This is a genomic window from Nitrosomonas sp. ANs5 (genome assembly GCF_050584665.1).
In the GTDB taxonomy this organism is placed as follows: domain Bacteria; phylum Pseudomonadota; class Gammaproteobacteria; order Burkholderiales; family Nitrosomonadaceae; genus Nitrosomonas.
The window spans coordinates 1-25,284 of sequence record NZ_JBEUDO010000032.1; the positions used below are offsets into that span (position 1 = coordinate 1).

Genomic DNA, 25,284 nt, shown 5'->3' on the forward strand with positions numbered 1-25,284 from the left:
ATCACGAGAATCTTTCAGCAAAGATATTTTCCGGATGAACCCATTTTTCCCTGTTTTCCGGTCATATCTTTCGCTTGCATCATCGTAATCGGAGAGCAAGCGGTTGAAAGTATCGAATTAAACGGCATAACGAAGGTTATTCTTTATATATTTCCAAACTATTTTTATGGCACCTCTAATAATTCATTGTTTTAAACAAGACGAGACGAAAAAAATGTTGCCGCAGCATATAAGGGCTCGTTAATGAATAACGAGCCCTAAGAAGCTGTTTGGGAATTCCAATCTCAGATCAGATTGCTCAACGCTGTGACAACTGTAGCGTTATTGTTGCCGAAAAGCATCTGGATGGCCGCGGCCCATTGAGCCTCGCCAAGACGGCGGTTGAAATTGCGGATGGCCATTGTTTTCTGCCGTCTTTGCGAGCACAGCGAAGCAATCCAGCCTAACGTCAGCTTGGCCTCGATACCGAGTCGCTTGCCAAGATGCTTGCGGTTTGAAAAAACCATTCGTATCCACATGCGTCATACTAGGAGGCTGTCCGAGAATAGCGATCGTAGCGAGGGCGAAGCTGGCTGAACGGGATTTTTCGATCATTTGAGACGAATAGTGGTTCTATTCAACGAAAAGGATCGGAAAATCCAGCCTGGCAGGTTCGTCCGCAGTAGATCAGTCTCGGACAGTCTCCTAGAGCACGATCACTCAAGTTCAGCATTTCCAAACAGCTTCTAAGAATAAGGAGTCGCTCATAAGGAGGCATTTTTTGTGAACAACCACGTATTGTGACAACAAACCCAACCCCTGCGAACATCGCTACGCAATCATTCGTGCAAATTCGTGTGTATTCGTGGTTATCAAAACCAGTGGTTGACGGTGCAAGGTGAACAGGTGCACCCTTGGGGCTTCTTCATACCCGATTTGATAAAATCATGCTCCCGGAGCGTTACAAGCATTCATGAAAAAATTCTCGAAAGCCGATCTGGTCAAAGGCTTGCTGTAGAAAAAACCCTGACTCAATGCGCCGCCCTGTCTGACCAGGAACTGGTGTTGTGCCTCGGTCTCGACCCCTTCAGCCACCACTTCCAGACCGAGTGTTTCGCCGAGCGCCAGAATGGCGCGCGCAATGGCGGCATCATTGGGATCTTCTGGAATATCTCTGACGAAGGATTGATCGAGTTTCAGCTTTGAAACCGGCAACCGCCGCAGGTAACTCAACGATGAATAGCCGGTGCCAAAATCATCAATGGCGATACCAAAACCAAGCGCCCGGAGCTGTTCTAGGATTTGAATGGCGCCCTGGCTCTCGCGCATGATAAAGCTCTCTGTCAACTCCAGGACAATACGTTCCGAGGGACAACCGGTTTCTTTCAACGTACGGCTCGCCACGCTCACGAAATTACCCATGGCAAGCTGCTTGCCGGATACATTGACCGCCAGCGAACCGACTTCCAGACCGGCCTCTAGCCACAGGCTCATTTGCCGGCAGGCCATATGGAACACCCATTCGCCCAATGCGAGTATCAGGTTGCTCTCTTCTGCCACTGGAATGAATTTTGCCGGCTGTACATATCCCAACTCGCGATGATGCCAGCGTATGAGCGCCTCGGCCCCTACGCACCGGCGTGTCTTCACATCCATGATCGGTTGATAAAAGAGCTCGAGTTCTTTCCTGTCGATAGCCTGGCGCAAGGAGATATCCAGAATCATTCTTTCCTGGGCGGCATCCGACATTTCCTGCCGATAAAAATGATAACGATTACGGCCCGCCTCCTTGGAGCGGTACATGGCCAGATCGGCATATTTGAGCAGAATATCGGTGCTGCTACCGTCATCCGGGAATAAGGCGATGCCCATGCTTGCCGAAACATAGGCTTCTCCGTCAGTGAGTTCGAAAGGCTGGGAAAGCATGGTGAGAATCTTTTGCGCGGTGAGAGAAATATCACGCTCGCTCTTGGGGTTTTCAATCAGTAACGTAAACTCATCGCCACTCAAACGCGCCACTGTATCGCTCTCACGGGTAATACTCACCAGCCGTTGCGCGACGCCCTTCAACAGTTCATCGCCCACGGGATGTCCACGTGTGTCATTGATCTGTTTGAAATTATCAAGGTCAATAAACAGCAATGCCAATTTGGCACATTCGCGCTTGGCCTTGGCCAGGGCATGCTCAAGCCGGTCAATGAACAATGCCCGGTTGGGTAGATCGGTCAACCCGTCATAATGCGCCAGATGGGCGATGCGTGCTTGGGACTGCTTTTGTTCGGTGATATCGTACATCATGATAATGTAGCGTTCGATTTGGCCCACCTGATCGCACAGACGCGATATGCTCAGCCAGACTGGAACGCAATGCCCATCCTTGTGACGGCTCCATATTTCACCCTGCCAGAGACCCTTGTCCTGTATATCGTTCCACATTGCGCGATAGAAATCGGCGGCATGATGATCGGACTGCAAGATGCCGATATGCTGACCAATGACTTCTTCAACGCCATAACCGAGAATTTTCTCAAGCGCATGATTTACCTTCAAGATCGTCCCTTCCGGGGTCGCAATCAGGATGCCATCCAGGGCATTGGAAAAAACACTCGCTGCAAGACGCAGCGCATCCTCAGCCAGCTTGCGTGCAGTGATATCCTGAATCTGGGCGATAAAATATTCTGGCACGCCCGCTGCATTCCAGACAATTGAAATATTGGCTTGTGTCCAGATGACAGCCCCATTCTTGTTGATATAACGGATTTCTAGCTGGCAGGCCTGCATCTCTCCTGATAGCAGACAGCGAGCCGCCGCAATTGCCGAAGCCAGATCATCTTCGTGAATCAAGGACTGTACATTCGTTGCCAATAGCTCTTCCTGACTGTAGCCCAGAAGCTGGCACAGGGCCGGATTGACTTCAATCCAGTCACCACCAGGGGCCACAATTGCCATGCCTGTCGCTGCATAAAACATCGCCTGACTGAATTTCTTCACGCTCTCCTGCAACGCTTTCTCAGCTTGTTGCTGGGCGGTAATATTTTCAAATATCAACACCGCCCCGGCAATTTCGCTTCGGGCGATCCGATAAGGCATGATGTGCAATCTATAGGCTGTGCCAAGCCCGCTATGGATAACAGCCTGATAGATTTGCCCACCTTGCATGACATGCCGGACATGATCTGCCAGTTCAGGAATCTTGATCCGCCATTTAATGTTACCTAAAGAGTGGTATACCAACGAACCATCCAAGGCGATAATGGTTTCACAAGCATCGTTGATCTGTGTAATGCGCAATGCCTCGTCCACCACGATTAGCGGGAAAGCCAGGCTTTGTTTGACATTGACGAGATCGCTGGTACTCGCCTCCAGTTCCGCTGTCTTGACCTGCAACTCATCATTGACCGTGAGTAACTCTTCATTGGTCGATTGCAGCTCCTCGTTGGAAGTCTGCAACTCCTCATTTGTGGATTGCAACTCCTCATTGGTGGATTGCAATTCCTCGTTGAGTGATTGCAGCTCTTCATTGGAAGTTTCCAGTTCTTCGGTCACGGTATTGAGGTGCGAGCGTGTATTCGCGATCTCTTTTTCCAGCTCACGGATAATGGCGGCTTCCATTTCACCCGCATCCTGAGCGGTTTGTGCCGCTTTCTCACGATTCAGTTCGCTTGTCACAAACGAAACCAGCAACAATGCGCGTTGTTCAGGTTCCAGCGGACTGACGACAAGCGTCAAGGCATAAGATCTATCTTCGATTTGAATCGTCTTGGTTGTCCCCTGAACCGTTGCCAAGTCCCGACGACACTGATACACCAAGGCTTTTAATTCAGCGCGCACCGATTCGTCGACCATATCGAACAAATGCATCGTCGCCCGGCCCTTGGGGAAATTCAGATACGCCTTAAGATCGCCGTGAAAATTGACCACGACATCGTCATCAGTAATGACCAGGGACGGCGGTCCATAACGTTCCGCCAGGGCTTCCATGATCCTCATGCCAACTTTGTCCACGCTGGTAGCCGCCTTGTTTGCTGCATGGCTGCGCGGTTCAAAATAAGGCATGCCTTGTGTCGCCGGCAGCACATATGGAGAAGTGCTGTCTTGGCGGCGATAAATATGCGCCCGGCTGTCGACGACTTCAAACCAATCCCGGTACAAGTCAGCAGTTTCTGATTTACCGAGAAACAGATACCCACCGCTGTTCAATGCGTAATGAAAGATGCCCAGCACTCGTTTCTGGGCTGGCGGGTTGAAATAGATCAACAGATTACGGCAACTGATCAGATCCAGGCGTGCGAATGGAGAATTATCAATAACATTCTGATGGGCAAACACGACCCGGTTGCGGATACGCTTGATCACGCGGCAATGATCGCCAACGACTTCCATATAACGTTCACGCAAGCGCTTGGGCACGGCATCCAGTTCACTGACAGGGTAAAGCGCTGCACGCGCCTTTTCAATATTGCCGTCATCGAGGGTAAAGCGCTGCACGCGCCTTTTCAATATTGCCGTCATCGAGATCGGAGGCGAAAATCATGTACTGGAACCCTTGCCTCTGTTGCGTAACAAGCGCCTCCTCGAACAATATGGCAATGCTATAGACCTCCTCTCCGGAAGCACATCCTGGCACCCAAATACGAATAACCTTCTTGTTCTCCCCATTTCGAACGAGTTCGTTGATGACTCCTTCCAACGCATGGAAGGCCTCCTTATCGCGAAAAAAGGAGGTTACGCTGATAAACGTATCCCGCATCAGAAACAGCGATTCATCTTTATGGGACTGAAGGAAGTCGATATAGGCGGCAAGGGAACCCATTCCAAGAATATTCATGCGCCGCGCGATACGGCGCCTGACTGTGCCGGGTTTGTAATCGCTCAGTTTGAAGGCTGTATTGAGCCTGACCAGTTTGCCAATTTGCAGATATTCCTCAGTTTCTCTGTCTTCTTCCAGCACTGGCGTAATATCCCCAGTCGCCAAAAGCAGCCGTGCCAGCGCAGGACCAATCTTGCTGGCAGCCAGTATGAGGTCAACGCTGTCGGTATAAATTGCCGCCTTGGGCATCCCATCATACTTGGCGGTACCCGGATCCTGCACGATCGTGATTCCCCCTGCCGCCTTGATGGCGCGCATACCGGACGCCCCATCCGATCCCGTACCGGAGAGAATGATACCGATCGCTTGCTCACCCAGCTCATCAGCCAGCGATTGGAAGAAATGGTTAACCGATGGCTTGGGTCCAATCGCTTGCCTTGGCTCGGTCAGCCGGAACACCCCCCTCTCAAGGCTGACATCGCTATTGGGCGGTGTGATATAGACAGTACCGGCCTGGGGTGGCTGCAGATCGCGCAAATATTCCACTTTAAGCTGGGTGAATGGCATCAGCAGATCCATAAGCATGCTGATATGGGCCGGAGAAACATGCTGGGCGATGACGTAACATAAGCTGCCGGTGCTCGGCAATGACTGTATCATCTCGCGCAGAGCTGCCAGCCCCCCTGCAGATGCACCGATTCCAACAATTCTGACAATATTATGGTGCGCGTCCATGCGCGCTCTCCTAGACCGACCCCTGCTCATCGGCTGCAGATTCCTTTATTAATAGCGTATTCTGGTTTGATACTTCCATCGGGAACAGATTGATTCAGCCCCATGGCGGCGAGATCGCGTAAATTATCACAGGCAGGCCTATAAATAAACGGATTTCAAGTCGTCAGATCATAAAATTTGCGGACAATTCGTCGCCGATTTATTTGAGAAAATGTCCGGCACCGGCTATTGTGATAGTTCTTCTGATCACAAAAAGGAGAAGACGATGAACAGATGGATTCAGACCATTTTGCTTGTGTTAGCGCTGCCATGGGTTTCTGTGGCCGCTGCGGATGACAACAAGGACTGGCGCAAGGATGGCACGCTGGAAGAAAAAATGGCGCATATCATCAAGACCCTGCCATCCACTGCCAACATCATGATTGAAATCGGCAAGCGTTATCAGGATCTCTACTGGGCTGCCAAACTGGGCAAATGGGAGTTCGCCCAATATCAGGTCGAGGAAATCGAAGGCCTGCTGGAAGTATTACAGATCACTCGGCCTGGTCGCGCTGAATCAACAAAAGTTTTTCTTGACAAGGGTCTAACAGGATTTGAAGCGGCTTTCAAGTCCAAAGACTGGAACACGTTCTTGCGTGCGTTCCAGAATATGCATGCGCAATGCATGAGCTGTCATATTGTCAATGATCATGCTTTTATCGTGCTACCGTTGGAGCCCGCGACCTCCAGCAGCTTAATCCTTAATCTGCCGCAGAAATAACCCTGCCCGGCATGTTCCCCTGCTTGGTGCAGGGGGCATAATCAATTTCTGACCCTTACCACCAGACAGCAATTGCATCATGGAATCCAGGTTAGCGATGATATTCGCCCGCGCGCTCGGGTTGGTACATCACTTCTTCAATTCGTACCCGCAACACACCCCCACCTGGTTTTGGCCATTCGATTTCATCCCCTTGGGAAAGGCCCAGCAGCGCACTGCCAACCGGGGCAAGAATCGAAATTTTATCACCGCTGGCATCGACATCTTTGGGATACACTAGGGTTAAACAAAATTCCTTGGATGACGACTCGACGCTGAATTTAACCGTGGAATTCATGGTCACAACTGTTGGTGGTATGGCTTCCGGATCGACCACCTCAGCACGCGCAAGCTCATCCTCAAGACTGTCTGCACCGGCAAATGCACCGGGCGGCAAGGCATTGAGCAACATCTCCAGCCGCTCGGCATCAAACGATGAAATCATAATCTTGGGTTTTACGTTCATTTTAATTTCTCTAATCTCTATCAATATGGGTTGTTGTAAAAAATAATTCTTAAAATCTCACTGCGACTTTTGGGGTAATAAGCCTCTGAACTGTTCTCAGTTTCAGCATAGTGCATGAAATACACCCCACACGGATTCAGCGGCAGCAACCATCGTGCGAAGGGCGCGTTGACGCGCATATTCCCGCCTCGCCACTGAAGCAGACAATCCAGGACCCTTTGACTATTGGTGGAAGTTGAGGGAACCACCGCAGGCGAGCTGGCCAGCCCAGGATCTGGCATTACTTGTTCGCCATGTGTGCGTCATGCTCGACAACTACGCTGCATCACTGCTCTTGAACGCTGCCCAGCCGGATCATTCAATCCATCCATGCGTCGCAGCAAACTCACCAGCCTCGGAGGCTGTTACCAAATATACGCATCCATAGGCGAATCCTCGTGACGCAATGGTGACTGTTACATGTGGACTTCCGATTTGAAAGACACATACATACCGGGTCTGGAACAGGCGGTAGCGGATACACGCGCACGACGGACACTTGAATCGTCCGTCACCTTTTATTTCCAGCAATTGCCCAATAAAAATTGGGTACTCAAGGATCCTGGGCAATGAATCCTTGAATACCCAATCAGGAGGGTATCTATAAGACAAGGCTGGGGCAATAAAAATCCATAACCCATTCAGATGTCCTAATACTGAGAAACTCTCGACAGCCTTTTCATTCTGTACCACAACTGGGAACCAGCACTTTGTGGGTCACGACTATTGGCTTTTCAATTCCTTTTAACCTCTCCCGGCTCCCTACATCCATTTTTTCTTCTTGAAATAAGCCAGCATGACTATCCCCAGCCCGAGCATAACGATCCAGATCAGCAAATAGCCATATTCCCACTCGAGCTCGGGCATATACCTGAAATTCATGCCATAGACACCGGCCAGAAAAGTTAATGGCATAAAGATGGTCGCGATAATGGTCAGCACTTTCATGATTTCGTTGGTACGGTAGCTGACACTGGATAGATATAAATCATGCATAGTCGTGAGCATCTCCCGATAAATCTCCACGCTATCGACAGCCTGGACGACATGATCGTACACATCCCGCAAATAAGGAATCGTGGATGCCTGTATCAATGACGACTCTCGTCGTATCAATGAAGAAATCACCTCACGCAACGGCCACACCGCCTTGTGAAAGAACAGCAGCTCACGCTTCGACTGATAAAGGCGCTCAATCAGGGTCTTGTCAGGCCGCATCATCAACGCCTCTTCCAGACGATCAATGCGGTCACCCAATTTCTCGAGAGTAATGAAATAATTATCTACCAACACGTCCAACAGCGCATAGGCAAGATAATCCGTATCCATTTTCCTGATTTTTCCCTTGCCTCTACGTAGATGATCACGGACCAAATGGAACACATCGCCCCTGATATCCTCCTGGAAAGACAACAAAAAATGTTGTCCAATGATCAGGCTGACCTGCTCGGGAACGATTTTATTTTCCCGTTCGTCGTAAGCAAGCATCTTGAGCACGACAAACAGGTAGTCCCCATAATCCTCGCATTTCGGTCGCTGAACAATGCTCATCAAATCCTCGGTCACCAGGCGATGCAAGCCAAAACATTCGCCCAGCTTCTCCAGCAAGACCGGATCATGCACACCATCCACATTGATCCACGTCATGGAAGGTTTGTGCTTGTAGGCTAAACATTCTTCCGGCTGTTTCAGGATGTGCGCCTCGAAATGTGAGGCATCGTAGTCGACGAGCATCATATTGATGCCATCCTGCTTTCTCTCCCCGGTATAAACCAGGCTTCCGGCGGGAAGGCCGATTTTCTTTACCCTGCGTTTGGCTGTTCTGGATGTATGCATGGGATGACCATTCGAATAAATTGAGGCGGGTTCACAGCCTAGGCGGCTGTCCGAGAATAGCGATCGTAGCGAGGGCGAGACTGGTTGAGCGGGATTTTTCGATCATTTGAGGCGAATAGTCGTTCTATTCAACGAAAAGGATCGAAAAATCCAGCCAGCCAGAATCGTCCGCAGTAGATCAGTCTATTCTTGGACAGCCTCCTAGGCATAAGGGCCTAGAAGCTGACTTTTACATCGCCTGTCTGCATCGACAACGGAAGTTCGGCATCATGCCATCAGTCTCCCCGGCGGTCTCTATTGCCCTGCTTGCCCTTGCCCGGATTGGAATCGCGCTTGTTCTGGTTGCCTGGCGAACGATATTTACTGGAATCGCTCCGGCCCGGATAATTCTGCGGGTGACGCTGATCTCTGGCGCCGCGTTCGTACAAAAAGCAGAAATGACGCATCTTCGTGTTCCTGATCGTGAGCAATGCGCAAGCTCGCAGGCAACGGCAGAAACCGTCCCTGCTCTGGTAACAGGCTAACTTGCTGCATCAGTATATAATGAACCACTGTGCGGGGAACCTTGCTGCAGGGGATACCATTCCCAGGCGTCCATGAATATGGCCTTCAAAGCCTGCACCATTCGGCTTATCGGGCCCAACATGAAATTCAACTCCGAGCAGGTGCGTGGATCAGAAATTCAGCCTACTGGAAAACATGACCCGCTGCAAATCGCCCTGCGCGCCATTAAAAACTCTGCGCGTAGCGTACATGTACTCCAACCCAAAAGTCGTCTGGATGAAAGGGCTCCAGAGCAAATTGACATGGGCAGACTGCACCCAGTCATTGGCCGTATCCGGCGCAAACGAGGGGTTATCGGCAAACGCATAACCATAGGCGACGCTTGAGCGCCAGGTGGGACTCCACCAATGCTGATAGGCTGCAAAACCGGCGAATAGATTGACTAGCCGCACTGAACCTTGCGCATCAACCAAGCCATCGTTAAAGGCACTGAAAGAAGTATAACGCCCCAAGGCATTACCGTAGCTGGCCTGAAAACTGAAATGATCAAAGCCAAACGTTCTGACTTTGCCGCTGATGCTGAGAGCACCACCCCATGCCTGCGAGCTGGCAGTGTGATCGGTATAGCGGATCTGCCGCATCATGCCAGCTAGAGACAAGGCGCCCCAGGCAGGGTTGAGATTGAGGCGCACTACCGTATCCGGCACCCGATCGTTATCCATCTCCAGGGTTTCTCCATCGGGCGCAGTCAGAACCGACTCCGGCTGCTCCAGAGCCAGCTGAATGTCAGCCTCCATATCACCGAGTGCAACCGGCTGCGTCCACCGCAAAAGCGGTTGACGGATGAATACACGCCCGGCCGGTGCACCAAAATCAAGCAGCTCGGGCAAAGCACCTACATGCATAAACGTCGACCAGGTCTGGCCTGCCAGAAATGGTCCCAACGTGCCGAAAGCATGCCGCATGCGGGGCGCATAGGAATTGGAAACGACCTGGTTGCCGGGAGACTGAAAAGCGTAAAAATCCAGTTCCACATAGGTATTGAGATCACCCCACTTGGTGGGTGTCAGGCTTTTGAACCAGAGCCGTGTCTCCCTCGGACTAAACGCCAGCTTGTTGCGCTGCCCCTCGCCTTTGAGTGGCACCAAACCGGGGAAATACAATTGGTCGGAGAAGCGGTTGGACCTGGCGCTGACGCTGTTGTAAATCGTATCCAGCTTGACATAGCCACCGAACCCCAGGGAGGTATCGGTTCCCGGAAATTTGAACGTCCCCTTCGCGTCCCCCATGACAACCGGCTGGGCCGCTGCGGGAACACCCGCCTCTGACATGCCGATCCGATCAGATTCACCCGTAGTAACCCTGGCCGGCTCGGTCTCATCAACTTTTACCGGCTGGGAAGTCACCCTGGCCATCTCTGCTTCGGCCTTTTCCCGTTTGCTTCTTTCCTGCTCCAGCGCCTGTTCAAGAACAGACACGCGATCGGTCAGCTGCTTCATATGGGACTTCAATTCAAGTATCAATACTTTCATATCTGGCTCATCAGCCTGTGTCGGCATTGCAAAAAATCCCCAGCCTGCGATCAGCGCGAGACGGTGCCAGCGCAATCGGGCGCCATGACTTGTTATTGACATATCAGTCATCCACCATTGCTTGTTCAATCCTCAGAAGCTGTTTAGAAATGCCAATCCAAAGTCAGTTTGCTCAACGCTTTGGCAACTGTAGCGTTATTGTTACCGAAAAGCATCTGGATGGCCGCAGCCCGTTGGGCCTCGCCAAGACGGTGGTTGAAATTGCGGATGGCCATTGTTTTCTGTCGTCTTTGCGAGCACAGCGAAGCAATCTAGGAGGCTGTCCGAGAATAGCGATCGTAGCGAGGGCGGGGCTGATTGAGTTGGATTTTTCGATCATTTGAGGCGAATAGTCGTTCTATTTAACGAAAAGGATCGTAAAATCCGGCCAATCAGGCTCGTCCGCAGTAGATCAGTCTATTCTCGGACAGCCTCCTAGCCTAACGTCAACTTGGCTTCGATGCCGAGTCGCTTGCCAAGATGCTTGCGGTTTGGAAAAACCATTCGTATCCACATACGCCATACTACGGCACGATCACTCAAGTTCAGAATTTCCAAACAGTTTCTCAGCAATCTTGCCTTTGTCATACAATCTGGTCAGTGCGCGCGCCTATCAGCGGTTTCACGAAACAACGCGTGACACTGGGCACAGACTGTCGCAATGCGCTCCAGGGTGCCTGGTATCGCATCGATGTAATTATGCTCGGCCTGTGTCTTCAACATCCTGATCTCGTTTTGCAGTTGGTCTGCCAGGGTCAGAAACATGGCCTGCTGATCCGTCTCAAGTGACAAACGCGGCAGACTGTCGGCAATTCCAGCCACGGTTTGTGCCATCTCATGTGCAATCCGCCCGATCTGTGCTGCCTTCCGGCGGCGCGCTTGGTCGATTTCCAGCTCGGTGCGCATGCGTTCGAACATCAAGTGATCGATTTCACGCATCAAATTCCGCAAACGCGCATCCTGAATAGCATGCGCAGAAGGCGTACCAGTCTTCGTCAATCCCGAAGCAGGCAGCTGCCTGTCGTCCGTGGCCGAGCATGCCACGACAGCGGACAATCCAACCACCAGACCGACCATGCACAATCTCCGTGTGCCCTGTCGCATTGTCACCAGCTGGGTAAACATGAAGATCATCACCTATTTTTTCTTACCATCTGGATAGCAATAATAGCGGTCAACATAGCATCATGATTGCCTCACGCAGGCAGTCTGGATGGGTATGCATGATCATATTGCCGCATACTCGTCAAGCATGCGCTCGTACAGCTGTTGGTCGGCAAGCGTAAACAAAACAAAACGAATATGCGCGACAGCCGACAGACGGGGCAGTTCATCAAAAATCGTTGCCAGCGCAATCCTTGCGGCCGCTTCCGATGGATAGCCGAATGCACCCGTCGAAATGGCGGGAAATGCGACAGACTTGATGCTATGCACTTCGGCCAGCTGCAAAGCATGGCGATAACATGCAGCCAGCAGCTGGTCCGACGGCATGTCAATGCCATAGACCGGCCCCAGGCAGTGGATGACATAACGGTTGGGCAGTTGGTGCGCGCTGGTAATGACTGCCTGACCAGGCTGGATGGGTGCCAGAGTCTGGCAGTCTGCCTCAAGACCAGGACCCGCCGCCCCATGGATGGCTCCAGCCACCCCGCCGCCGATACGCAACATCGCATTGGCAGCGTTGACGATGGCTTCAATATCGGGCTGGTCCGCGATATTGCCCTGAATACATTCCACGGTAACACCATGGTATTCATGTTGAGTCATTTCATTCCTCTCTTGAAATGCTTGCAGACTGTCTGCCCCTGGACCATTTCCAGTATCAGAGCACTGGTACATGCAACACACTCTGCGCACATTTAGCACGGGAGCCACCATGCGCAGGATGCGTTAACATGACGTAGCATCAACCATGCTTTTTGTTCGGCGACTGCCGGAAAGCGTTGACACGCGAATCGTAATCCAACCCTGTCGTCTCTTCGCCTCGGCGACCGTTCAATACATGATCAAAAAAATTCCTGACCGTATCATTGGTGTCCTTACCCCATAGCTGGTGCGTCTTGCCGACATTCGCTCCTGCAGTAAAATCAACATAGATTGCATTGGCCGCATCCAGTGCCCTGACGGTTCGACCGAGCCGGTCTTTTTGAAAATTCGCATCCGACCAGGCGAGAATTTTGTCGTTCTCATTGACCGTAATATAAATTCTTTTCCCGACCTGGACCGCTTCCACCCACTTTCGGTGTCCTTCGTTGTCACAGTCTGCCTGGCAGAGCACAGCATTGGTAAACATGCGCGTTTCACCATCATATATGGTGCCTTGCACATAATTCTGGAACAGAAAATTCCCCATGCTGTAGGTCATCAGATTGAGGGAGACATCACATTCGAGCAGCGCTTCGCGATTGAACGGCACTGCCAAATAGGTGGCCAGTTTCTCAAATGCATTATCCAATGCGCCTGTAGACGTCTGGGCGACGCGTTTGACTGCCTTGTATTCTTTGATTGGAATACCGCCGGTATTGGACGGCCAGGAAAAAAGTACCACTTCGACTTGATAACGTTCCTGCAACAGCCAGCCTTGCTCGAGGGTTTCGGCAAACGGTTTATTATAGCCATGCACATAGAACAGGCAATTCTTGTTATGTGCCTTGCAGCGATCCAGAACGGCCGCAAACTGTGTCTTACTCGGCAAGCCGGCACGATGCGATCTGGATTCCTGAACCAGCTCCAGCTTCCATTTTCCTGCCGCCTTGTGGGCGTTTGCCAACCGGATTTCATTGGGTCCCTTGTTGTTCAGCTGTTCACCGAAAGCGTTTTCGTTGCCAATCCCGCTTCTGGCAAATTCCTGTTTCAAATTACGATTACTGATGACAAGCATGATCGTCACTCCTTTGCAAAATGCGCATCACAGGCAAAACATGACGGGCTCCCTCCGCCACGCATCATCATGCACAAGCCAGCCAGATCGGACAACGTCTGAAAAGACCCTCACACCGGTTTCCCGGAAAATCCGGTCCAAGGCCACCCAGCACAATACGAAATGCTCAGCTCAGCCCGACTCGAGAACTTGCAGTTGCTGCCTGAATACCATACACCAGCTGTAATAAAATCTGGTAAAAATTGCTTGTCAAGCCAGCGCGCATCAAATACATGCATGGCAAATAGCCTCCCAATCGTAATGCATTGGCGGGTGCGCGATAAATCGGTGTAATCCGATGCGTGACTGGTTTATCATGGAAAATGATATTCGTCACGTTGACTGGAAGTATCGCCAATCCGGAAAAATTCAACCAGAACACCAGGATCAGCCATGTATCACGACACCCAGCATGCAATACCCGTTCCGGCTTGTTGTGCAGCAGACATCGCCACAATCGCGCTCATCCAGAACCGGCGGCTGTTGCTGCATGGTCCATCCGGCGCCGGCAAATCGACCCTGGCGGCACACCTGGCGCAGGCACTCGGCTCGGCCGGTCAGCGCTGCCACTGCATCTGCGCCGATCCCGGTTCCCCTGCCTTTGGCCTGCCGGGCGCAATTGCGCTGGCCAGATGGCAAACAGACAGCTGGCAGGTTTATGCTTATGAAGCGCTTTGCAGCCTGGATGCAGCACGTTTCCGCCTGCCGCTGGTGCTCGCCGTCGCGCGCCTCGCCCAGCTTGCGCCTGATGAGCCGTTACTGATCGACACGCCTGGTGTCACCCGCGGGGTTGCAGGCTGCGAGCTGCTGCAGGGCCTATTCGAGGCTTCAGCAGCGGACGCTGTGCTTGCCCTCACTCTGACCAACCAGCCCCCTGCACTGCTCAGCGAACTGCAATCCCTGACGACCCGGCTATTCATCGTCCGCGCCAGTCCCGAAGCTAGGCGGCCGGGCAAACGCAGCCGCGCACGCCAGCGCACCCGGCTCTGGGCGGATTTTCTTGGCCATGGTCGCGAGCAGATAACCAATCTCGAACGCACACCTATCGTGGGCACACCCCCGCCGCTGGGTGAGGCGAGCGCATGGATAGGCAGACAAGTCGCGCTACTAGATCGCAACCAGACAGGCACTCTGGCTGAAGTAACAAACCTGCAACACCACCGGCTCACCGTCCGCCTGCCCGCTCCCCTGCAGACCTTTGACAGCTTGCTGATACGGGATGCACAACGTTCCAGCAACGGCCTGCTGGAAACTGCCGCACCCTTTGCAGCAGAGCCGCTGACATATCGCACGCTCCCCGGCCTGCACGAGTCTCCACGGCAAAATAGCGGAACTGCACAACGATCGTTTGTTGCGCTTCCGCCTGCAAGCCGGCCAGACAAAGTGTGAGCCGCTCCCTGAAACCAGAGTAGAAGCGGGAGTCATCCTGCAAGAACCTGGCTTCTGTATTCGCGCCCAGCAGCTGGATCATCATCACACGCCGGTACTGGCCTATGCCTTTGAGCCTGCCATGACAATCAGCATACGCAAGGACGATCTGCAAGCACATCAGCTGGCACCCGGTCCGTGGTTGACCGAGTTAAAAAAACAGTTGCTAGCCGGGCATACAACAGCCATCATCACCCTGCCGAATGGCAGGCAGGGCCAAGTCTCCGAGCTCGCAGCCGAGTTGGCACTTGTCAAACGCGGCAAGAAACTGGTGTATGCAACCGACCTGGCCGATACACCGACCAACCGCCAACGCCTGCAGGAACTGGCACAATACGCTCACACATTTTTCTGCGAAGCCTGCTTCATTGAAGCAGACCGCGAGCAGGCTGCCCGAACCGGCCATCTGACCACCCGCGCCTGTGCTGAAATCGCCATGGCCGCCGAAGTAGCAAGACTGATCCCCTTTCACTTTTCACAACGTTATATCAACGACTGCCAGCAGATTTATGACGAAGTGCAAGCCATCTATCCGCGTGTCGCCCTGCCACCAGCCGAGATCACAAGCAGGTCTACATCCTGAATCCTTATCGCGACTTCATTCTCTGGATACTGGTCCCGCAATCTGAATACACACTTTATCATGCATAATATGCAATGATGCCCTTGCCCGTTTAACCAGGCATTACCCGCTGGAAATTCATGCAATTTAGCAATAGGATACGGCTAGGAGACTGTCCAAGAATAGACTGATCTACTGCGGACGAGCCTGATTGGCCGGATTTTCCGATCCTTTTCGTTGAATAGAACAACTATTCGCCTCAAATGATCGAAAAATCCAACTCAACCAGCCTCGCCCTCGCTACGATCGCTATTCTCGGACAGCCTCCTAGTACTCCGTTCCGTCAATTAGCTTACAAATGAAATCGATGGATTCGCCTGCCAGGCTAGGCGCAAACCGCAGTCATAGCCGTAGCTATGGCGAGGATTTGCAACAACGCATGACAGGCGAAGGCGCGATTTCATGTAAGCGGTTTGGCGGAACGGAGTACTAGGGGTTATTGACAGGTACAAGCCCGGTCAGCGGCAATCATTCTCTTCAGGCGGACATGCGGCGATCATTCAGCCGGCATTCGCTTCAACCACAAGGATATTGGCATGTTGGAATCATCATTTCGTATCGGTTCAGTCTTCGGCATACGCATCGGTGTGCACTACACATGGTTCATCGTTTTTTTTCTGCTGGTCAGCTCTCTTTTTATCGCGTTCAGAAGTGATCATCCGGATTGGAGCGCGCACGCCACCTTGCTGACCGCTTTGGCTACCACGTTGCTGTTTTTCGTCAGCATCATCCTGCATGAGCTCGGCCACAGCGTGGTGGCGATCGCTCGTGGCGTCAAGGTGCGTTCGATCACCCTGTTCATTTTCGGGGGCGTGGCACAAACCGCAAAAGATGCCGATACCGCAGCAACCGAATTCCTGATTGCGATTGCCGGCCCGCTGGTCAGCTTTGCGCTGGCCGGCCTGTTTTATTTGCTGCAACTTGGATTCTCACCTTACAGTGAAACCGCCTCGGTAACATTCGGCTGGCTGATGACGATCAATCTGGTGGTCGCTATCTTTAATTTAATACCCGGTTTTCCACTGGATGGCGGCCGAGTCTTCCGCGCCATCGTATGGGGCATCAGTGGCAATGCCATCAAGGGGATGCAATGGGCGGTGGTCAGCGGCAAAATCGTCGCTTTTGGTTTAATGATCTCCGGCATGTTGATCGCTTTGCAGACAGGCATGCTACTGAACGGGCTATGGCTGATAGGCATAGGCTGGTTTTTACTTGCCGTGGCGGAAGGCAGCAAACGCGCCTATTTCATGGAACGCCTGGTTGGCAATGTATCCATTGGGGATGTCGTCCAGAAAGAAGTGCCCACGATAGCGGCCGACAGGAGCATACTCCAGTGGGTAGACGAGCAAATGTTGCTGACCGGCCGGCGCGCGAGTCTGGTCACTGAAGATGACCAGACCATTGGCCTGATCACACTCAGCGACGCGATCAAATGCCCGCGCGCGCAGTGGTCGAACACTCCGGTACGCGAAATCATGACACCACTCGACCATCTGTATGTCGTCAAGCCATCTGCCAGCATCCTGGAGGTCTTTCACATCATGCAGCAACGTGGCATTAATCAGGTACCAGTCGTTGACGAAAGGCAAATCGTCGGCTGGATCGATCGTGAACATATCTTGAGAATCCTGCAATTACACGTAGAAGCCGGGCGTTGAACAACGGCCAAGATGTTAGAATTGACTCTTCATTTATCTTAGAAGGATGATCATGCTATGAATTCAAGATATTTCCTATGCGCGCTGGTGTTAGTAACGGCACTGGAAGCCAATGCGAACAGCTCCTCTATGGATGCGGCGATTGGTGGCGCACTGGGCGGCGCAGCGGGCGCCGCGATTGGTAACGAGATCGGGGGGCGCGATGGCGCAATCGTCGGTGGCGCACTGGGTGCCGCAATAGGTACAACGGTCACCACCGACCGGAACCGGCGCCATGCCGAGCCTTTCCCCAGATACCGGCGCCATGATTATGGATACCCTGCCGGCGGCATGCGCCCGGGTTATCACTGCCCGCCTGGACTGGCCAAGCAGGGACGCTGCTGATTCAAAACCTGTTCATGAAAGCGCTGAATCAGCCTAACAAGTTGTTTACGAACACTGGATGATTGATCATGAGCAGCATGATGCGTGCCAATACGCGCTGCTTTTTCTAAGAACTATCGGCAACCTTCCCTGCAATCTACCTCGTAAGGTACCCAGCACCAAGGCCAGGTTGGCGTTGGGCTGGATTGCCGCACCACTTCCGCGGCTTGCAAAACGGTAGGATCCGCTTGCGCACCCTACGATGATTGGATCGCCTCGCTGCACTCATCACGAATAGTAAAAAATGACCGCCGCCATGGATATGACGTAACAGCTTCTTTAAGCGTGGGATGACACATTCATGAGCATGATCACATTTAAGAAATCGCCATACTTTTTATATGTTCAGCTTGAAATCCACACGGCATTCGGTTACCGTCTAAATTAACTATAGCTATATTTACTGAATCGAATCTCGGTCAGCCTGTCAGTTGACCAAAAAGGACTATGCAATATGTTCAACTTAGGCTCCATGCTCAATTTGGGCTCCACCGACCCAGTCGTGGGGAAAGCCCACATAATAGTCAAACGCTCCGCCAGCGAATTATTCCACTACATTGGAGACGGGCTTTTTGAAAATTATCCAAAATGGTCGCCTGAAGTTAAAGAACTTGAGCAACTCACACCTGGTCCGGTTGGATTGGGTACCGAAGGCAGGCAGGTACGAGTTGATCAAGGGCGTCGCTCTGAGTCCCGCTTTAAAATCTTCGCATATGAAGCAAATACTCGCGTGACGCTGGTTGGGATATCCGATCCCTTTCGCTGCATGTATGACTTAGAAGATATTAATTCGGGAGAATCCACTAAGCTGACATTTACTTTTGAACTACTTGAGCTATTAATGGTTATGCGCCCATTAGAGGGGCTAGTCCGTATTGCCATTAAGGAGGGCGCTGAAAGAACCGTGCAGAACATCAAACGATTAGTAGAGGCGAATGCATCCCTGAGAACTCCTACTCGTTAACAGTGAATCAGTATCCAGATTTGCGGTGGGTATTAACAAATAAAATTATGTTTTTTTGACCAACTCTGCTAATTGGTCGAAATCAAAGGAGGTTTGATGGCACAGAATATTTCTTCCAACATACAAACACCACAGGTTGATGATCGTCCGTTATGGGATGTGATTTTCGCCGTTTATGGCTATCCTGCACTTTTTTTAGCGCATCGGCTAAAGCTTTTCCCCTTGCTGGCTCATGGACCACTTACCCTAGCCGAAATCAGCGACGCACTTAAAATCAAACAACGTCCGGCCGAAGCAATTCTGACGGCAGCCACTGCCTTGGGCTTTTTAACTTTGCAAGAAGGCCGATATTCACTGGCTGCAGTGGCAAGGGAGTATTTGCTTGAAGAAAGCCCAAGCTATTTTGGCTATTTGTGGGACCTGGTGATCGACAACTATCAGGTATGCTCTTATTCAAGTATTGAGAAGGCGATTCTCACGAATTCACCCCAAGTCTATGGCGGGGGGGACATTTATAAATCCCATGAAGAACAAGTCGAACTCCTTCACCGCTTTACTGCCGGGATGCATAGTATGAGTATGGCATCCGCGCTTTACTGGCCAACTGTTCTGGATTTATCCGCGCACAAGGTGATGCTGGATATTGGCGGCAGCTCGGGCGCACATTCGATTGGGGAAACCTTGAAATGGCCAAATCTGCAGGCACTGATACTCGATTTCCCGCAGGTTTGCGAAGTCGCTCAGGAATATATTGCGCAGTATCACTTACAAGATCGCATCAAAACCGTTGACTGCAATATCTGGATCGATGGCTGGCCATCGGCTGATCTTCATTTTTTCTCCAGTATTTACCATGATTGGCCACCAGAGAAAGGCCATTTTCTGACTGCCAAAAGCTTCGAAAGCCTTGAGCCAGGAGGTCGTATCGCCATCCATGAGATGCTTTATAACGATGAAAAAACCGGTCCTTATGCTTCTGCCGCATTCAGCATGATGATGATGAGTTGGACGGAGGGTAAACAATATTCCGGTAAAGAACTGTCTTCAATGCTGCAGGAAGTGGGATTCAAGGACATTCAGATATTTAAAGCACTTGGTTATAACAGCATTGTGACTGGAGTCAAACCATAAAATACCGTGCATTCCTTTTCCCGGATTTATTGAGAAGACATTTTTAAAGGAAGTACAACCGAAATATACAGAGACTTGAGCGCGCCATTCAGATATTGAAATATCTGCCGGGACGAAGGAATATGAAGTCATTTCCCTTCGTCCCTGGTGCATATTTACCCTAATCCCTGTTCCCCTCCAGCGCCAGCCCCATGGGGATGTTGTTCGTATAGATGCCATCGATCCCAATCGCCGACAGGAACATCCATTCCGGTTCGGTATCCACTGTAAAAGCTGTCACGGCGAAACCCAGGGCGTGGAGCTGGTTGACAAACAAGGCGGCGCCATCTGCCTGTGCAAATTCCAGTTGCAAGGGGATCAGCTTATCGAGTGTAATCAGCTGCGCACCCAGACTGAATGCCACACTGACATATTCATCCAGCGAACGATAGCCGGGCAAGCGGAAGAATACGCCGGTTTCAGCCCACTGCAAATCGAATCCGTCATCCTTGTCTATCAAGGTAACCGGTAGCCCGGTGATCACCTCCACCTCTTCCTGGCTGAGCAGCTGCAGCATATTGACGGAAAAATTGCGTTTGATCGCTGGCGCTTCAGCGGCGAACATTGCCATCAGTTTCGGTGAAAACGTCTCGATTATCACTTGCCCAGTGCTTCGGGTTCTTTCCACGGCACGCAATACGGCAGCGACCAGCTGTGACTCCGTGGTATCAGCGGGATCACACAAGGGAGAGGGTGTCTTGACTTCGATATTCACCAGGCCGCTAATGTGATCACGGTTTTTGACCGGGTGGCGGTAAGAAAATGGTTTGGCGACATACAGCACCTGCATCAGTGTCGGCACATGGGGCAGACGCTTTTTCAACTGTCCAAACGTCAGGCGATTGACACAGGTCAGGTCGCTCAGGAAATCATCGTGCAATGCGACGGCATGCCCATCCGCTGTCATGACTACGTCGACCTCGACGATGCTCACACCCGCTCTGAAAGCGCGCATGACCGACGCGATCGTATTTTCTATGGGAATTTCTGGGTTCTCGCCCAGATTTTCTCCATATCCCCGATGGCCGATCACAAACGGGCGCGGCTTCTCCGTCAGCAAGTCATCGATTGTCCAGCGCAGCTGTCTATCCAGATCGGCAGCTGCAGCACCGGAAAACAGCCCTATAACAGCACTGACAACTATCGCACCCAGGCAATTGGATAATTTCATGATACCTCCCTGTATGAAGATTGCGGATACATGACGGACCGCTCATTGCTGACCGGGCCTGTCTTTTCAGCCGGCATCGCTTATATAACATGATATGACCGGCATACCGGTGCGCTGCCTGCCTGTCCCGGCCTGGATGCGCGGATTGAGTCTACCCGATTTTGGCATGTCCCATGCGCCGATTATTCCCAAAATGCATACTGCCCACTTCCTTACCATGTAAATATGGCATTATTGTGACAATGGTATGACAATCACTGCTGATAATTGGATAGAATTGGATAAATGCATTCAACGATTCATCCCTTCTTGCGTGCCGTCAGTGGCCAGACCGCCTGTGCCAGCCTGCATTACAAGCTTGCACAGTGCTTCCTGCTGCTGTGCCTGACCACGCCTGCCTATACGCAGCTTTGTGGGGACTGTTTGGACATCCTCATGCCCAAACAGGTATACACCCCTTCCGAACCCATTACGCTGTCACTCAGCATCGCTGCTGGGGAAATTCCGGAAAATATAGTAGATGTCCATGTGGCCGTTGTGTGGCCGGACAAGCGGATCTCGTTTCCCATGCAAAAACCAGGCTGGCTGTTACGCGATGTCCATAAAGAAACGTTGATTTTGCCCACGCATGCAGGCATGGCCACTGGTCAGTACCAGATTTTCTTTGTCCTGGCCAAGGTTGATACCGATCCCCTTGACGAAAGCAACTGGCTGGCAGAAAAGCGCATTGATCTGGCCCTGCTGCCGCCTAACCGGCACGCAGTGCCTGCCAGTCTGCCAACAACAGCCTATGCCAGTGAATTGCCGCCAGTGATCGTGCACGGGGGCGGCCTGATCGCCGGACAAATTTACAGCAACTCTTTGCAAGCACTGACTGCTGCCTACCAGGCTGGCCACCGTTTCTTCGAGGTGGATTTCTCATGGACCAGCGATGGCCATCTGGTTCTGATTCATGACTGGGAGTCCACTTGCCGGCGTTTTTTTGACCAGCCCGCCGGCGCGCCCACCCTTGCCCACTTCACCAGCCTGACCATGAAATATGGACTGACCCAGATGCATTTCGAGGATCTGATCAGCTGGCTGTCCAGTCGCCCTGACGCAACAATCATCACGGATATCAAGCGTGACAACCTCGCTGGCCTGCGTTACATCATGCGCCACAGCGCCGGCTTGCAAGATCGCTTCATCCCTCAGATCTATCAGACAGATGAATACCACCCCGCCCGCGAACTGGGTTTTCAAAGACTCATTCTCACACTTTATCGCGCCAATCTGAGTAATCAGGCGCTACTGGATTTTGTCGATTCGCACGCGCTATCAGCCGTCACCATGCCAGTAAATCAGTCGCTCTCAAGCAATGTCGTGGCCGAACTCAATCAGCGCAGTGTGCCGGTCTACGCCCATACCGTCAATCAGACGGCATTCTTCAGCTATTTGCAATCCCAGGGAATCAAAGGAATCTACAGTGATGTACTCTTACCGCAATATTAAGCCGTTGTATCTGTTGGTCATCGCCCTTTATGGCCTACTGGCTGCCCCGGTCCTGGCATCATTTCATTACGGCCAACACAATGGACTGGCTTGGTTGCTGCTGGCTTTGGCTGGATTGGCCTGCTTGATGGCATGCGGAGGATGGCTCGTTGCTGCCATCACCCGGCTCTGGCAACGCCGGCTGACCGCCTGCATAATGACAGGCTGCGCGGCATTATTGTTAATGATGCGATTTGTTTCCTTTTATTTCCAGGGTGAAAGCTTCAACGCCCGTTTCTTTTATCACCTAAATACCGACAGCCTTGCGGTATCCGCTGCTTATCTGCCATTGATGGCTGCCAGCATCCTGTTTCTAATCGGATGTCTTTGGCTGACATGGCGCATAGTCGATCATTTGCCGCCCAAACCGGCTGATACAGACGGCCGCAATTTTTTGCGACTGGCACTGCCATCCATGCTGATGCTGATGCTGATGCTGGCTCTGGAACCGGATCTCGCCCGGCTCTCGGCTGCTCAGTGGCAAATGTTGTCACGACAAGAGCCAGCGCCTGCCCTGGATAACATCGACTGGAACCGGCTTGGGCTCAACCGGGCTGCGCTCACGCCACTGCAAGGCACTGTCACCCCCGGCAAGAATCTGGTGCTGATTTATCTGGAAAGCCTGGAGCGCCTCTATACCGACGAGCAGGTATTTCCCGGCCTGACACCCAATTTGAACCAGCTGATGCAATCCGGCTTAATGTTCAACAACATGCAGCAGACCGAAGGAACTGACTGGACAGTAGCCGGCATGACCGCCTCACTGTGCGGCACGCCATTACTCTATGGGCTTGGCCCGGGCAGCAATGACATACTCCAAGGCGGCTTTCTCAATCAGGCAACCTGCCTGCCGGACATTCTGAAACGGGCTGGCTATCACCAGGTCTACATGGGTGGCGCACCCACCGAATTCGGCGGCAAAGGCACACTGCTCAGCAAGCATGGTTTTGATCAGGTCAAAGGTAAAAACCAGTTGATACCACTGTTGACAGATCCCTCCTATTTAAGCGGCTGGGGGCTCTATGACGACAGTCTGTTCGACCTGGCCGCACAGGAATTCGAACGGCTGGCCACACTGCAAAAACCATTCAACCTCACCCTGCTGACTCTGGACACACACCATCCCAGCGGCCATCCGTCCGCTTCCTGTCCCCGTTATCTCCCAATCGACAACAGCATTCTGCATGCCGTACACTGCACAGACCACCTGGTCGCGCGTTTTCTGGAGCGTATCGCCCAGCATCCAGCCTGGGAAAATACCGTCGTTGTCCTGCTGAGTGATCACCTGGCCATGCGTAACGATGCCCAGCCGCTCTATCCAAGCGACTATGACCGGCAATTGCTGTTTCTGGCATTGAACACCCCAGTCAAGTCAAGCGTGGCCGATAACGGCACCCACATGGACGTGGCTCCAACCGTACTGGATTTGCTGGAGGTTCAGCACTCGGCGGCATTCCTGGCAGGCAACAGTCTGTTGGAAACAGCACGGCCACAGGTTGATGTCTATGCCCAGTCACGCCTGGATGCGATCCAGTATCTCAATCTCAACCTCCTAACCAGCACAGCTGACAGCATTTGCGACCACGCCCAACTATTCTCAGCTCAAAATCACAAACTGCTGATCTCCAAGCGCGAGGTTCCGCTGTCCATGTCAGGCATGCCATTGCCATTCGAATCCATGGGCACAACCCATGGGTTGATCGCCTTGCTCAACGACCAGGGTGTCGCAACTTCAGCCTTTGCGGTCCATCGGCGCAATCTGGCACATGCGCTTTACCAGTATCGCGACCACCCCTTCATTGTCATCGCACCTGCCGCCAGCCTGCCGTTCCAGTCGGTGGACATGGCAGCGAATGATGATGAGATCGTGGCCGTGTTGGGCAAACTGGGCGGCGAACAACTGGTTCTGGGCAAGGCGCCGGATCTGGAATCGCTTCATCTTAGCAATAGCGGTTGTCAGCAGGCGCTGACCCGCGTCATGTCCAGCCAGACAGACAGCGACAACACAGCCTACCTGGCAAACTTATGTCAGCCAGCCACAACCGCTTCCAATACAGTCGACCCTGTTACAGGTACACTGCATCTGACACAGCTGGCGCATGAAGATGGCCTGTTCCAGGTGACCCTAGCCAATACCGGCCCTGATCGTTATGAAGTGGTTACCCTGGAAGGACTGGCGGATGCCGTCCGTCCGGCTGAACCGGATTTTTGTCATGCCTATTATGGCCATGGTGAAGTCATCATCCCCGCCATCGAAGAAGCAGGCCAATTATCGGCCCGTGTCCTGCAACAGATACCGGGAGAAACCCTGCAGTTCAGCTTGCTCACCGAATTGTCCCTGACACAGCCGTAACGGAAGCTGCAGCATAACTGCCGTTTCCCCACCGCTCTCCGGCGGGCCACATGTAAACAGATGCTATACAATTGGCTGGCTCGTTCATCCACGATCATTTGCCTCTGAACTATTATCAGCTTGGTGTATGCCATGCGCGCTGCAAGTATTCAGCAATAGCAATTTTCATGCAAGGGTGCGCTTGCGCACCATAAAACCGTTGATGGATTTTTGCTGGGCGCATGTTCATAATCCACGAAGCTGAAAATCGCGAAGCCAGATCCTTTTCCGGCAACCAAAATTTAGCATCGGCCGAATGGTGCGCAA

23 protein-coding genes are annotated in these 25,284 nt (G+C 52.2%); 12 read left to right on the forward strand and 11 right to left on the reverse strand.

The features are described from left to right. Window positions 1–284: 284 nt before the first annotated feature. From ABTW62_RS08865 to ABTW62_RS08875, 3 genes are all read right to left on the reverse strand, one after another. Complete coding sequence (locus ABTW62_RS08865) at window positions 285–506, reverse strand: hypothetical protein (RefSeq protein ID WP_430904222.1); 222 nt, start codon at window positions 504–506, stop codon at window positions 285–287. 418 nt (window positions 507–924) lie between these two features. Further along, complete coding sequence (locus ABTW62_RS08870; RefSeq protein WP_430904223.1) at window positions 925–4,467, reverse strand: EAL domain-containing protein; 3,543 nt, start codon at window positions 4,465–4,467, stop codon at window positions 925–927. Further along, window positions 4,445–5,524 carry a chemotaxis protein CheB gene (locus ABTW62_RS08875; protein ID WP_430904224.1) on the reverse strand — a complete coding sequence of 360 codons (1,080 nt, stop codon included), beginning with the start codon at window positions 5,522–5,524 and terminating at the stop codon, window positions 4,445–4,447. The genes ABTW62_RS08870 and ABTW62_RS08875 overlap by 23 nt, the downstream gene beginning before the upstream one ends. Window positions 5,525–5,789: 265 nt before the next feature. Here ABTW62_RS08875 and ABTW62_RS08880 point away from each other — a divergent pair, with 265 nt between their 5' ends. Then, complete coding sequence (locus ABTW62_RS08880; RefSeq protein ID WP_430904225.1) at window positions 5,790–6,284, forward strand: hypothetical protein; 495 nt, start codon at window positions 5,790–5,792, stop codon at window positions 6,282–6,284. A gap of 91 nt (window positions 6,285–6,375) precedes the next feature. Here ABTW62_RS08880 and rnk read toward each other — a convergent pair whose 3' ends face one another. Next, a complete protein-coding gene (gene rnk / locus ABTW62_RS08885; RefSeq protein WP_430904226.1) occupies window positions 6,376–6,789 on the reverse strand; it encodes a nucleoside diphosphate kinase regulator in 414 nt (137 codons plus the stop codon). A gap of 459 nt (window positions 6,790–7,248) precedes the next feature. Between rnk and ABTW62_RS08890 the strand changes: the two genes are divergently transcribed. After that, complete coding sequence (locus tag ABTW62_RS08890; protein WP_430904228.1) at window positions 7,249–7,401, forward strand: hypothetical protein; 153 nt, start codon at window positions 7,249–7,251, stop codon at window positions 7,399–7,401. Window positions 7,402–7,590: 189 nt separating this feature from the next. Here the strand turns inward: ABTW62_RS08890 and corA are convergent, their stop codons facing one another. Then, window positions 7,591–8,664: a magnesium/cobalt transporter CorA gene (gene corA / locus ABTW62_RS08895; RefSeq protein ID WP_430904229.1), complete on the reverse strand. Its 1,074-nt coding sequence runs from the start codon at window positions 8,662–8,664 to the stop codon at window positions 7,591–7,593. Between the two features lie 269 nt (window positions 8,665–8,933). On the opposite strand from corA, the gene ABTW62_RS08900 reads away from it, so the two are divergent. Beyond that, window positions 8,934–9,188 carry a hypothetical protein gene (locus ABTW62_RS08900; RefSeq protein ID WP_430904230.1) on the forward strand — a complete coding sequence of 85 codons (255 nt, stop codon included), beginning with the start codon at window positions 8,934–8,936 and terminating at the stop codon, window positions 9,186–9,188. A gap of 150 nt (window positions 9,189–9,338) precedes the next feature. Here the strand turns inward: ABTW62_RS08900 and ABTW62_RS08905 are convergent, their stop codons facing one another. The 5 genes from ABTW62_RS08905 to ABTW62_RS08925 form a co-directional block, all read right to left on the reverse strand. Continuing rightward, window positions 9,339–10,802, reverse strand: coding sequence for a DcaP family trimeric outer membrane transporter (locus tag ABTW62_RS08905; RefSeq protein WP_430904231.1), 1,464 nt, complete (start codon window positions 10,800–10,802; stop codon window positions 9,339–9,341). Window positions 10,803–11,174: 372 nt separating this feature from the next. Beyond that, complete coding sequence (locus tag ABTW62_RS08910) at window positions 11,175–11,327, reverse strand: hypothetical protein (protein WP_430904232.1); 153 nt, start codon at window positions 11,325–11,327, stop codon at window positions 11,175–11,177. Between the two features lie 9 nt (window positions 11,328–11,336). Further along, window positions 11,337–11,864, reverse strand: coding sequence for a hypothetical protein (locus ABTW62_RS08915; protein ID WP_430904233.1), 528 nt, complete (start codon window positions 11,862–11,864; stop codon window positions 11,337–11,339). A 102-nt stretch (window positions 11,865–11,966) separates the two neighbouring features. Further along, complete coding sequence (locus tag ABTW62_RS08920) at window positions 11,967–12,506, reverse strand: macro domain-containing protein (protein WP_430904234.1); 540 nt, start codon at window positions 12,504–12,506, stop codon at window positions 11,967–11,969. A 139-nt stretch (window positions 12,507–12,645) separates the two neighbouring features. Beyond that, the gene (locus ABTW62_RS08925; RefSeq protein WP_430904235.1) at window positions 12,646–13,620 is read right to left on the reverse strand and encodes an alpha/beta hydrolase; all 975 of its coding nucleotides are present in this window, start codon (window positions 13,618–13,620) and stop codon (window positions 12,646–12,648) included. 432 nt (window positions 13,621–14,052) lie between these two features. Between ABTW62_RS08925 and ABTW62_RS08930 the strand changes: the two genes are divergently transcribed. From ABTW62_RS08930 to ABTW62_RS08955, 6 genes are all read left to right on the forward strand, one after another. After that, entirely contained in the window at window positions 14,053–15,048 is a 996-nt protein-coding gene (locus tag ABTW62_RS08930) for a Clp1/GlmU family protein (RefSeq protein ID WP_430904236.1), read from the forward strand. Further along, window positions 15,011–15,670 carry an MBL fold metallo-hydrolase gene (locus tag ABTW62_RS08935; RefSeq protein WP_430904237.1) on the forward strand — a complete coding sequence of 220 codons (660 nt, stop codon included), beginning with the start codon at window positions 15,011–15,013 and terminating at the stop codon, window positions 15,668–15,670. The genes ABTW62_RS08930 and ABTW62_RS08935 overlap by 38 nt, the downstream gene beginning before the upstream one ends. 575 nt (window positions 15,671–16,245) lie before the next feature. Beyond that, window positions 16,246–17,367, forward strand: coding sequence for a site-2 protease family protein (locus tag ABTW62_RS08940; protein ID WP_430904238.1), 1,122 nt, complete (start codon window positions 16,246–16,248; stop codon window positions 17,365–17,367). Window positions 17,368–17,424: 57 nt separating this feature from the next. Continuing rightward, complete coding sequence (locus ABTW62_RS08945; RefSeq protein ID WP_430904239.1) at window positions 17,425–17,751, forward strand: glycine zipper 2TM domain-containing protein; 327 nt, start codon at window positions 17,425–17,427, stop codon at window positions 17,749–17,751. Between the two features lie 493 nt (window positions 17,752–18,244). Further along, window positions 18,245–18,754 (forward strand): SRPBCC family protein, encoded by a 510-nt coding sequence (locus ABTW62_RS08950; RefSeq protein WP_430904240.1) that lies wholly within the window; start codon window positions 18,245–18,247, stop codon window positions 18,752–18,754. A gap of 96 nt (window positions 18,755–18,850) precedes the next feature. Beyond that, a complete protein-coding gene (locus tag ABTW62_RS08955) occupies window positions 18,851–19,885 on the forward strand; it encodes a methyltransferase (protein ID WP_430904241.1) in 1,035 nt (344 codons plus the stop codon). 160 nt (window positions 19,886–20,045) lie between these two features. On the opposite strand, the gene ABTW62_RS08960 is transcribed toward ABTW62_RS08955, so the two are convergent. Continuing rightward, window positions 20,046–21,095 carry a glycerophosphodiester phosphodiesterase gene (locus tag ABTW62_RS08960; protein ID WP_430904242.1) on the reverse strand — a complete coding sequence of 350 codons (1,050 nt, stop codon included), beginning with the start codon at window positions 21,093–21,095 and terminating at the stop codon, window positions 20,046–20,048. Between the two features lie 94 nt (window positions 21,096–21,189). On the opposite strand from ABTW62_RS08960, the gene ABTW62_RS08965 reads away from it, so the two are divergent. The 3 genes from ABTW62_RS08965 to ABTW62_RS08975 all read left to right on the forward strand — a co-directional run bounded on the left by ABTW62_RS08965 (window position 21,190) and on the right by ABTW62_RS08975 (window position 24,978). Next, a complete protein-coding gene (locus ABTW62_RS08965) occupies window positions 21,190–21,318 on the forward strand; it encodes a hypothetical protein (protein WP_430904243.1) in 129 nt (42 codons plus the stop codon). 62 nt (window positions 21,319–21,380) lie between these two features. Then, window positions 21,381–22,586 carry a glycerophosphodiester phosphodiesterase family protein gene (locus ABTW62_RS08970; protein WP_430904244.1) on the forward strand — a complete coding sequence of 402 codons (1,206 nt, stop codon included), beginning with the start codon at window positions 21,381–21,383 and terminating at the stop codon, window positions 22,584–22,586. After that, window positions 22,564–24,978 (forward strand): sulfatase-like hydrolase/transferase, encoded by a 2,415-nt coding sequence (locus tag ABTW62_RS08975; RefSeq protein WP_430904253.1) that lies wholly within the window; start codon window positions 22,564–22,566, stop codon window positions 24,976–24,978. Before ABTW62_RS08970 ends, ABTW62_RS08975 begins: the two co-directional genes overlap by 23 nt. The last annotated feature ends 306 nt before the right edge of the window (window positions 24,979–25,284 follow it).

Excerpts from the sequence above, each read along its gene's own strand:
- ABTW62_RS08865 (WP_430904222.1), bottom strand. The coding sequence starts at position 506 with ATGGTTTTTTCAAACCGCAAGCATCTTGGCAAGCGACTCGGTATCGAG.
- ABTW62_RS08875 (WP_430904224.1), bottom strand. The coding sequence starts at position 5,524 with ATGGACGCGCACCATAATATTGTCAGAATTGTTGGAATCGGTGCATCT.
- ABTW62_RS08880 (WP_430904225.1), top strand. The coding sequence starts at position 5,790 with ATGAACAGATGGATTCAGACCATTTTGCTTGTGTTAGCGCTGCCATGG.
- rnk (WP_430904226.1), bottom strand. The coding sequence starts at position 6,789 with ATGAACGTAAAACCCAAGATTATGATTTCATCGTTTGATGCCGAGCGG.
- ABTW62_RS08890 (WP_430904228.1), top strand. The coding sequence starts at position 7,249 with ATGTGGACTTCCGATTTGAAAGACACATACATACCGGGTCTGGAACAG.
- corA (WP_430904229.1), bottom strand. The coding sequence starts at position 8,664 with ATGCATACATCCAGAACAGCCAAACGCAGGGTAAAGAAAATCGGCCTT.
- ABTW62_RS08900 (WP_430904230.1), top strand. The coding sequence starts at position 8,934 with ATGCCATCAGTCTCCCCGGCGGTCTCTATTGCCCTGCTTGCCCTTGCC.
- ABTW62_RS08905 (WP_430904231.1), bottom strand. The coding sequence starts at position 10,802 with ATGTCAATAACAAGTCATGGCGCCCGATTGCGCTGGCACCGTCTCGCG.
- ABTW62_RS08910 (WP_430904232.1), bottom strand. The coding sequence starts at position 11,327 with ATGACAAAGGCAAGATTGCTGAGAAACTGTTTGGAAATTCTGAACTTG.
- ABTW62_RS08915 (WP_430904233.1), bottom strand. The coding sequence starts at position 11,864 with ATGTTTACCCAGCTGGTGACAATGCGACAGGGCACACGGAGATTGTGC.
- ABTW62_RS08920 (WP_430904234.1), bottom strand. The coding sequence starts at position 12,506 with ATGACTCAACATGAATACCATGGTGTTACCGTGGAATGTATTCAGGGC.
- ABTW62_RS08925 (WP_430904235.1), bottom strand. The coding sequence starts at position 13,620 with ATGCTTGTCATCAGTAATCGTAATTTGAAACAGGAATTTGCCAGAAGC.
- ABTW62_RS08930 (WP_430904236.1), top strand. The coding sequence starts at position 14,053 with ATGTATCACGACACCCAGCATGCAATACCCGTTCCGGCTTGTTGTGCA.
- ABTW62_RS08940 (WP_430904238.1), top strand. The coding sequence starts at position 16,246 with ATGTTGGAATCATCATTTCGTATCGGTTCAGTCTTCGGCATACGCATC.
- ABTW62_RS08945 (WP_430904239.1), top strand. The coding sequence starts at position 17,425 with ATGAATTCAAGATATTTCCTATGCGCGCTGGTGTTAGTAACGGCACTG.
- ABTW62_RS08950 (WP_430904240.1), top strand. The coding sequence starts at position 18,245 with ATGTTCAACTTAGGCTCCATGCTCAATTTGGGCTCCACCGACCCAGTC.
- ABTW62_RS08955 (WP_430904241.1), top strand. The coding sequence starts at position 18,851 with ATGGCACAGAATATTTCTTCCAACATACAAACACCACAGGTTGATGAT.
- ABTW62_RS08960 (WP_430904242.1), bottom strand. The coding sequence starts at position 21,095 with ATGAAATTATCCAATTGCCTGGGTGCGATAGTTGTCAGTGCTGTTATA.
- ABTW62_RS08965 (WP_430904243.1), top strand. The coding sequence starts at position 21,190 with ATGACCGGCATACCGGTGCGCTGCCTGCCTGTCCCGGCCTGGATGCGC.
- ABTW62_RS08970 (WP_430904244.1), top strand. The coding sequence starts at position 21,381 with ATGCATTCAACGATTCATCCCTTCTTGCGTGCCGTCAGTGGCCAGACC.
- ABTW62_RS08975 (WP_430904253.1), top strand. The coding sequence starts at position 22,564 with ATGTACTCTTACCGCAATATTAAGCCGTTGTATCTGTTGGTCATCGCC.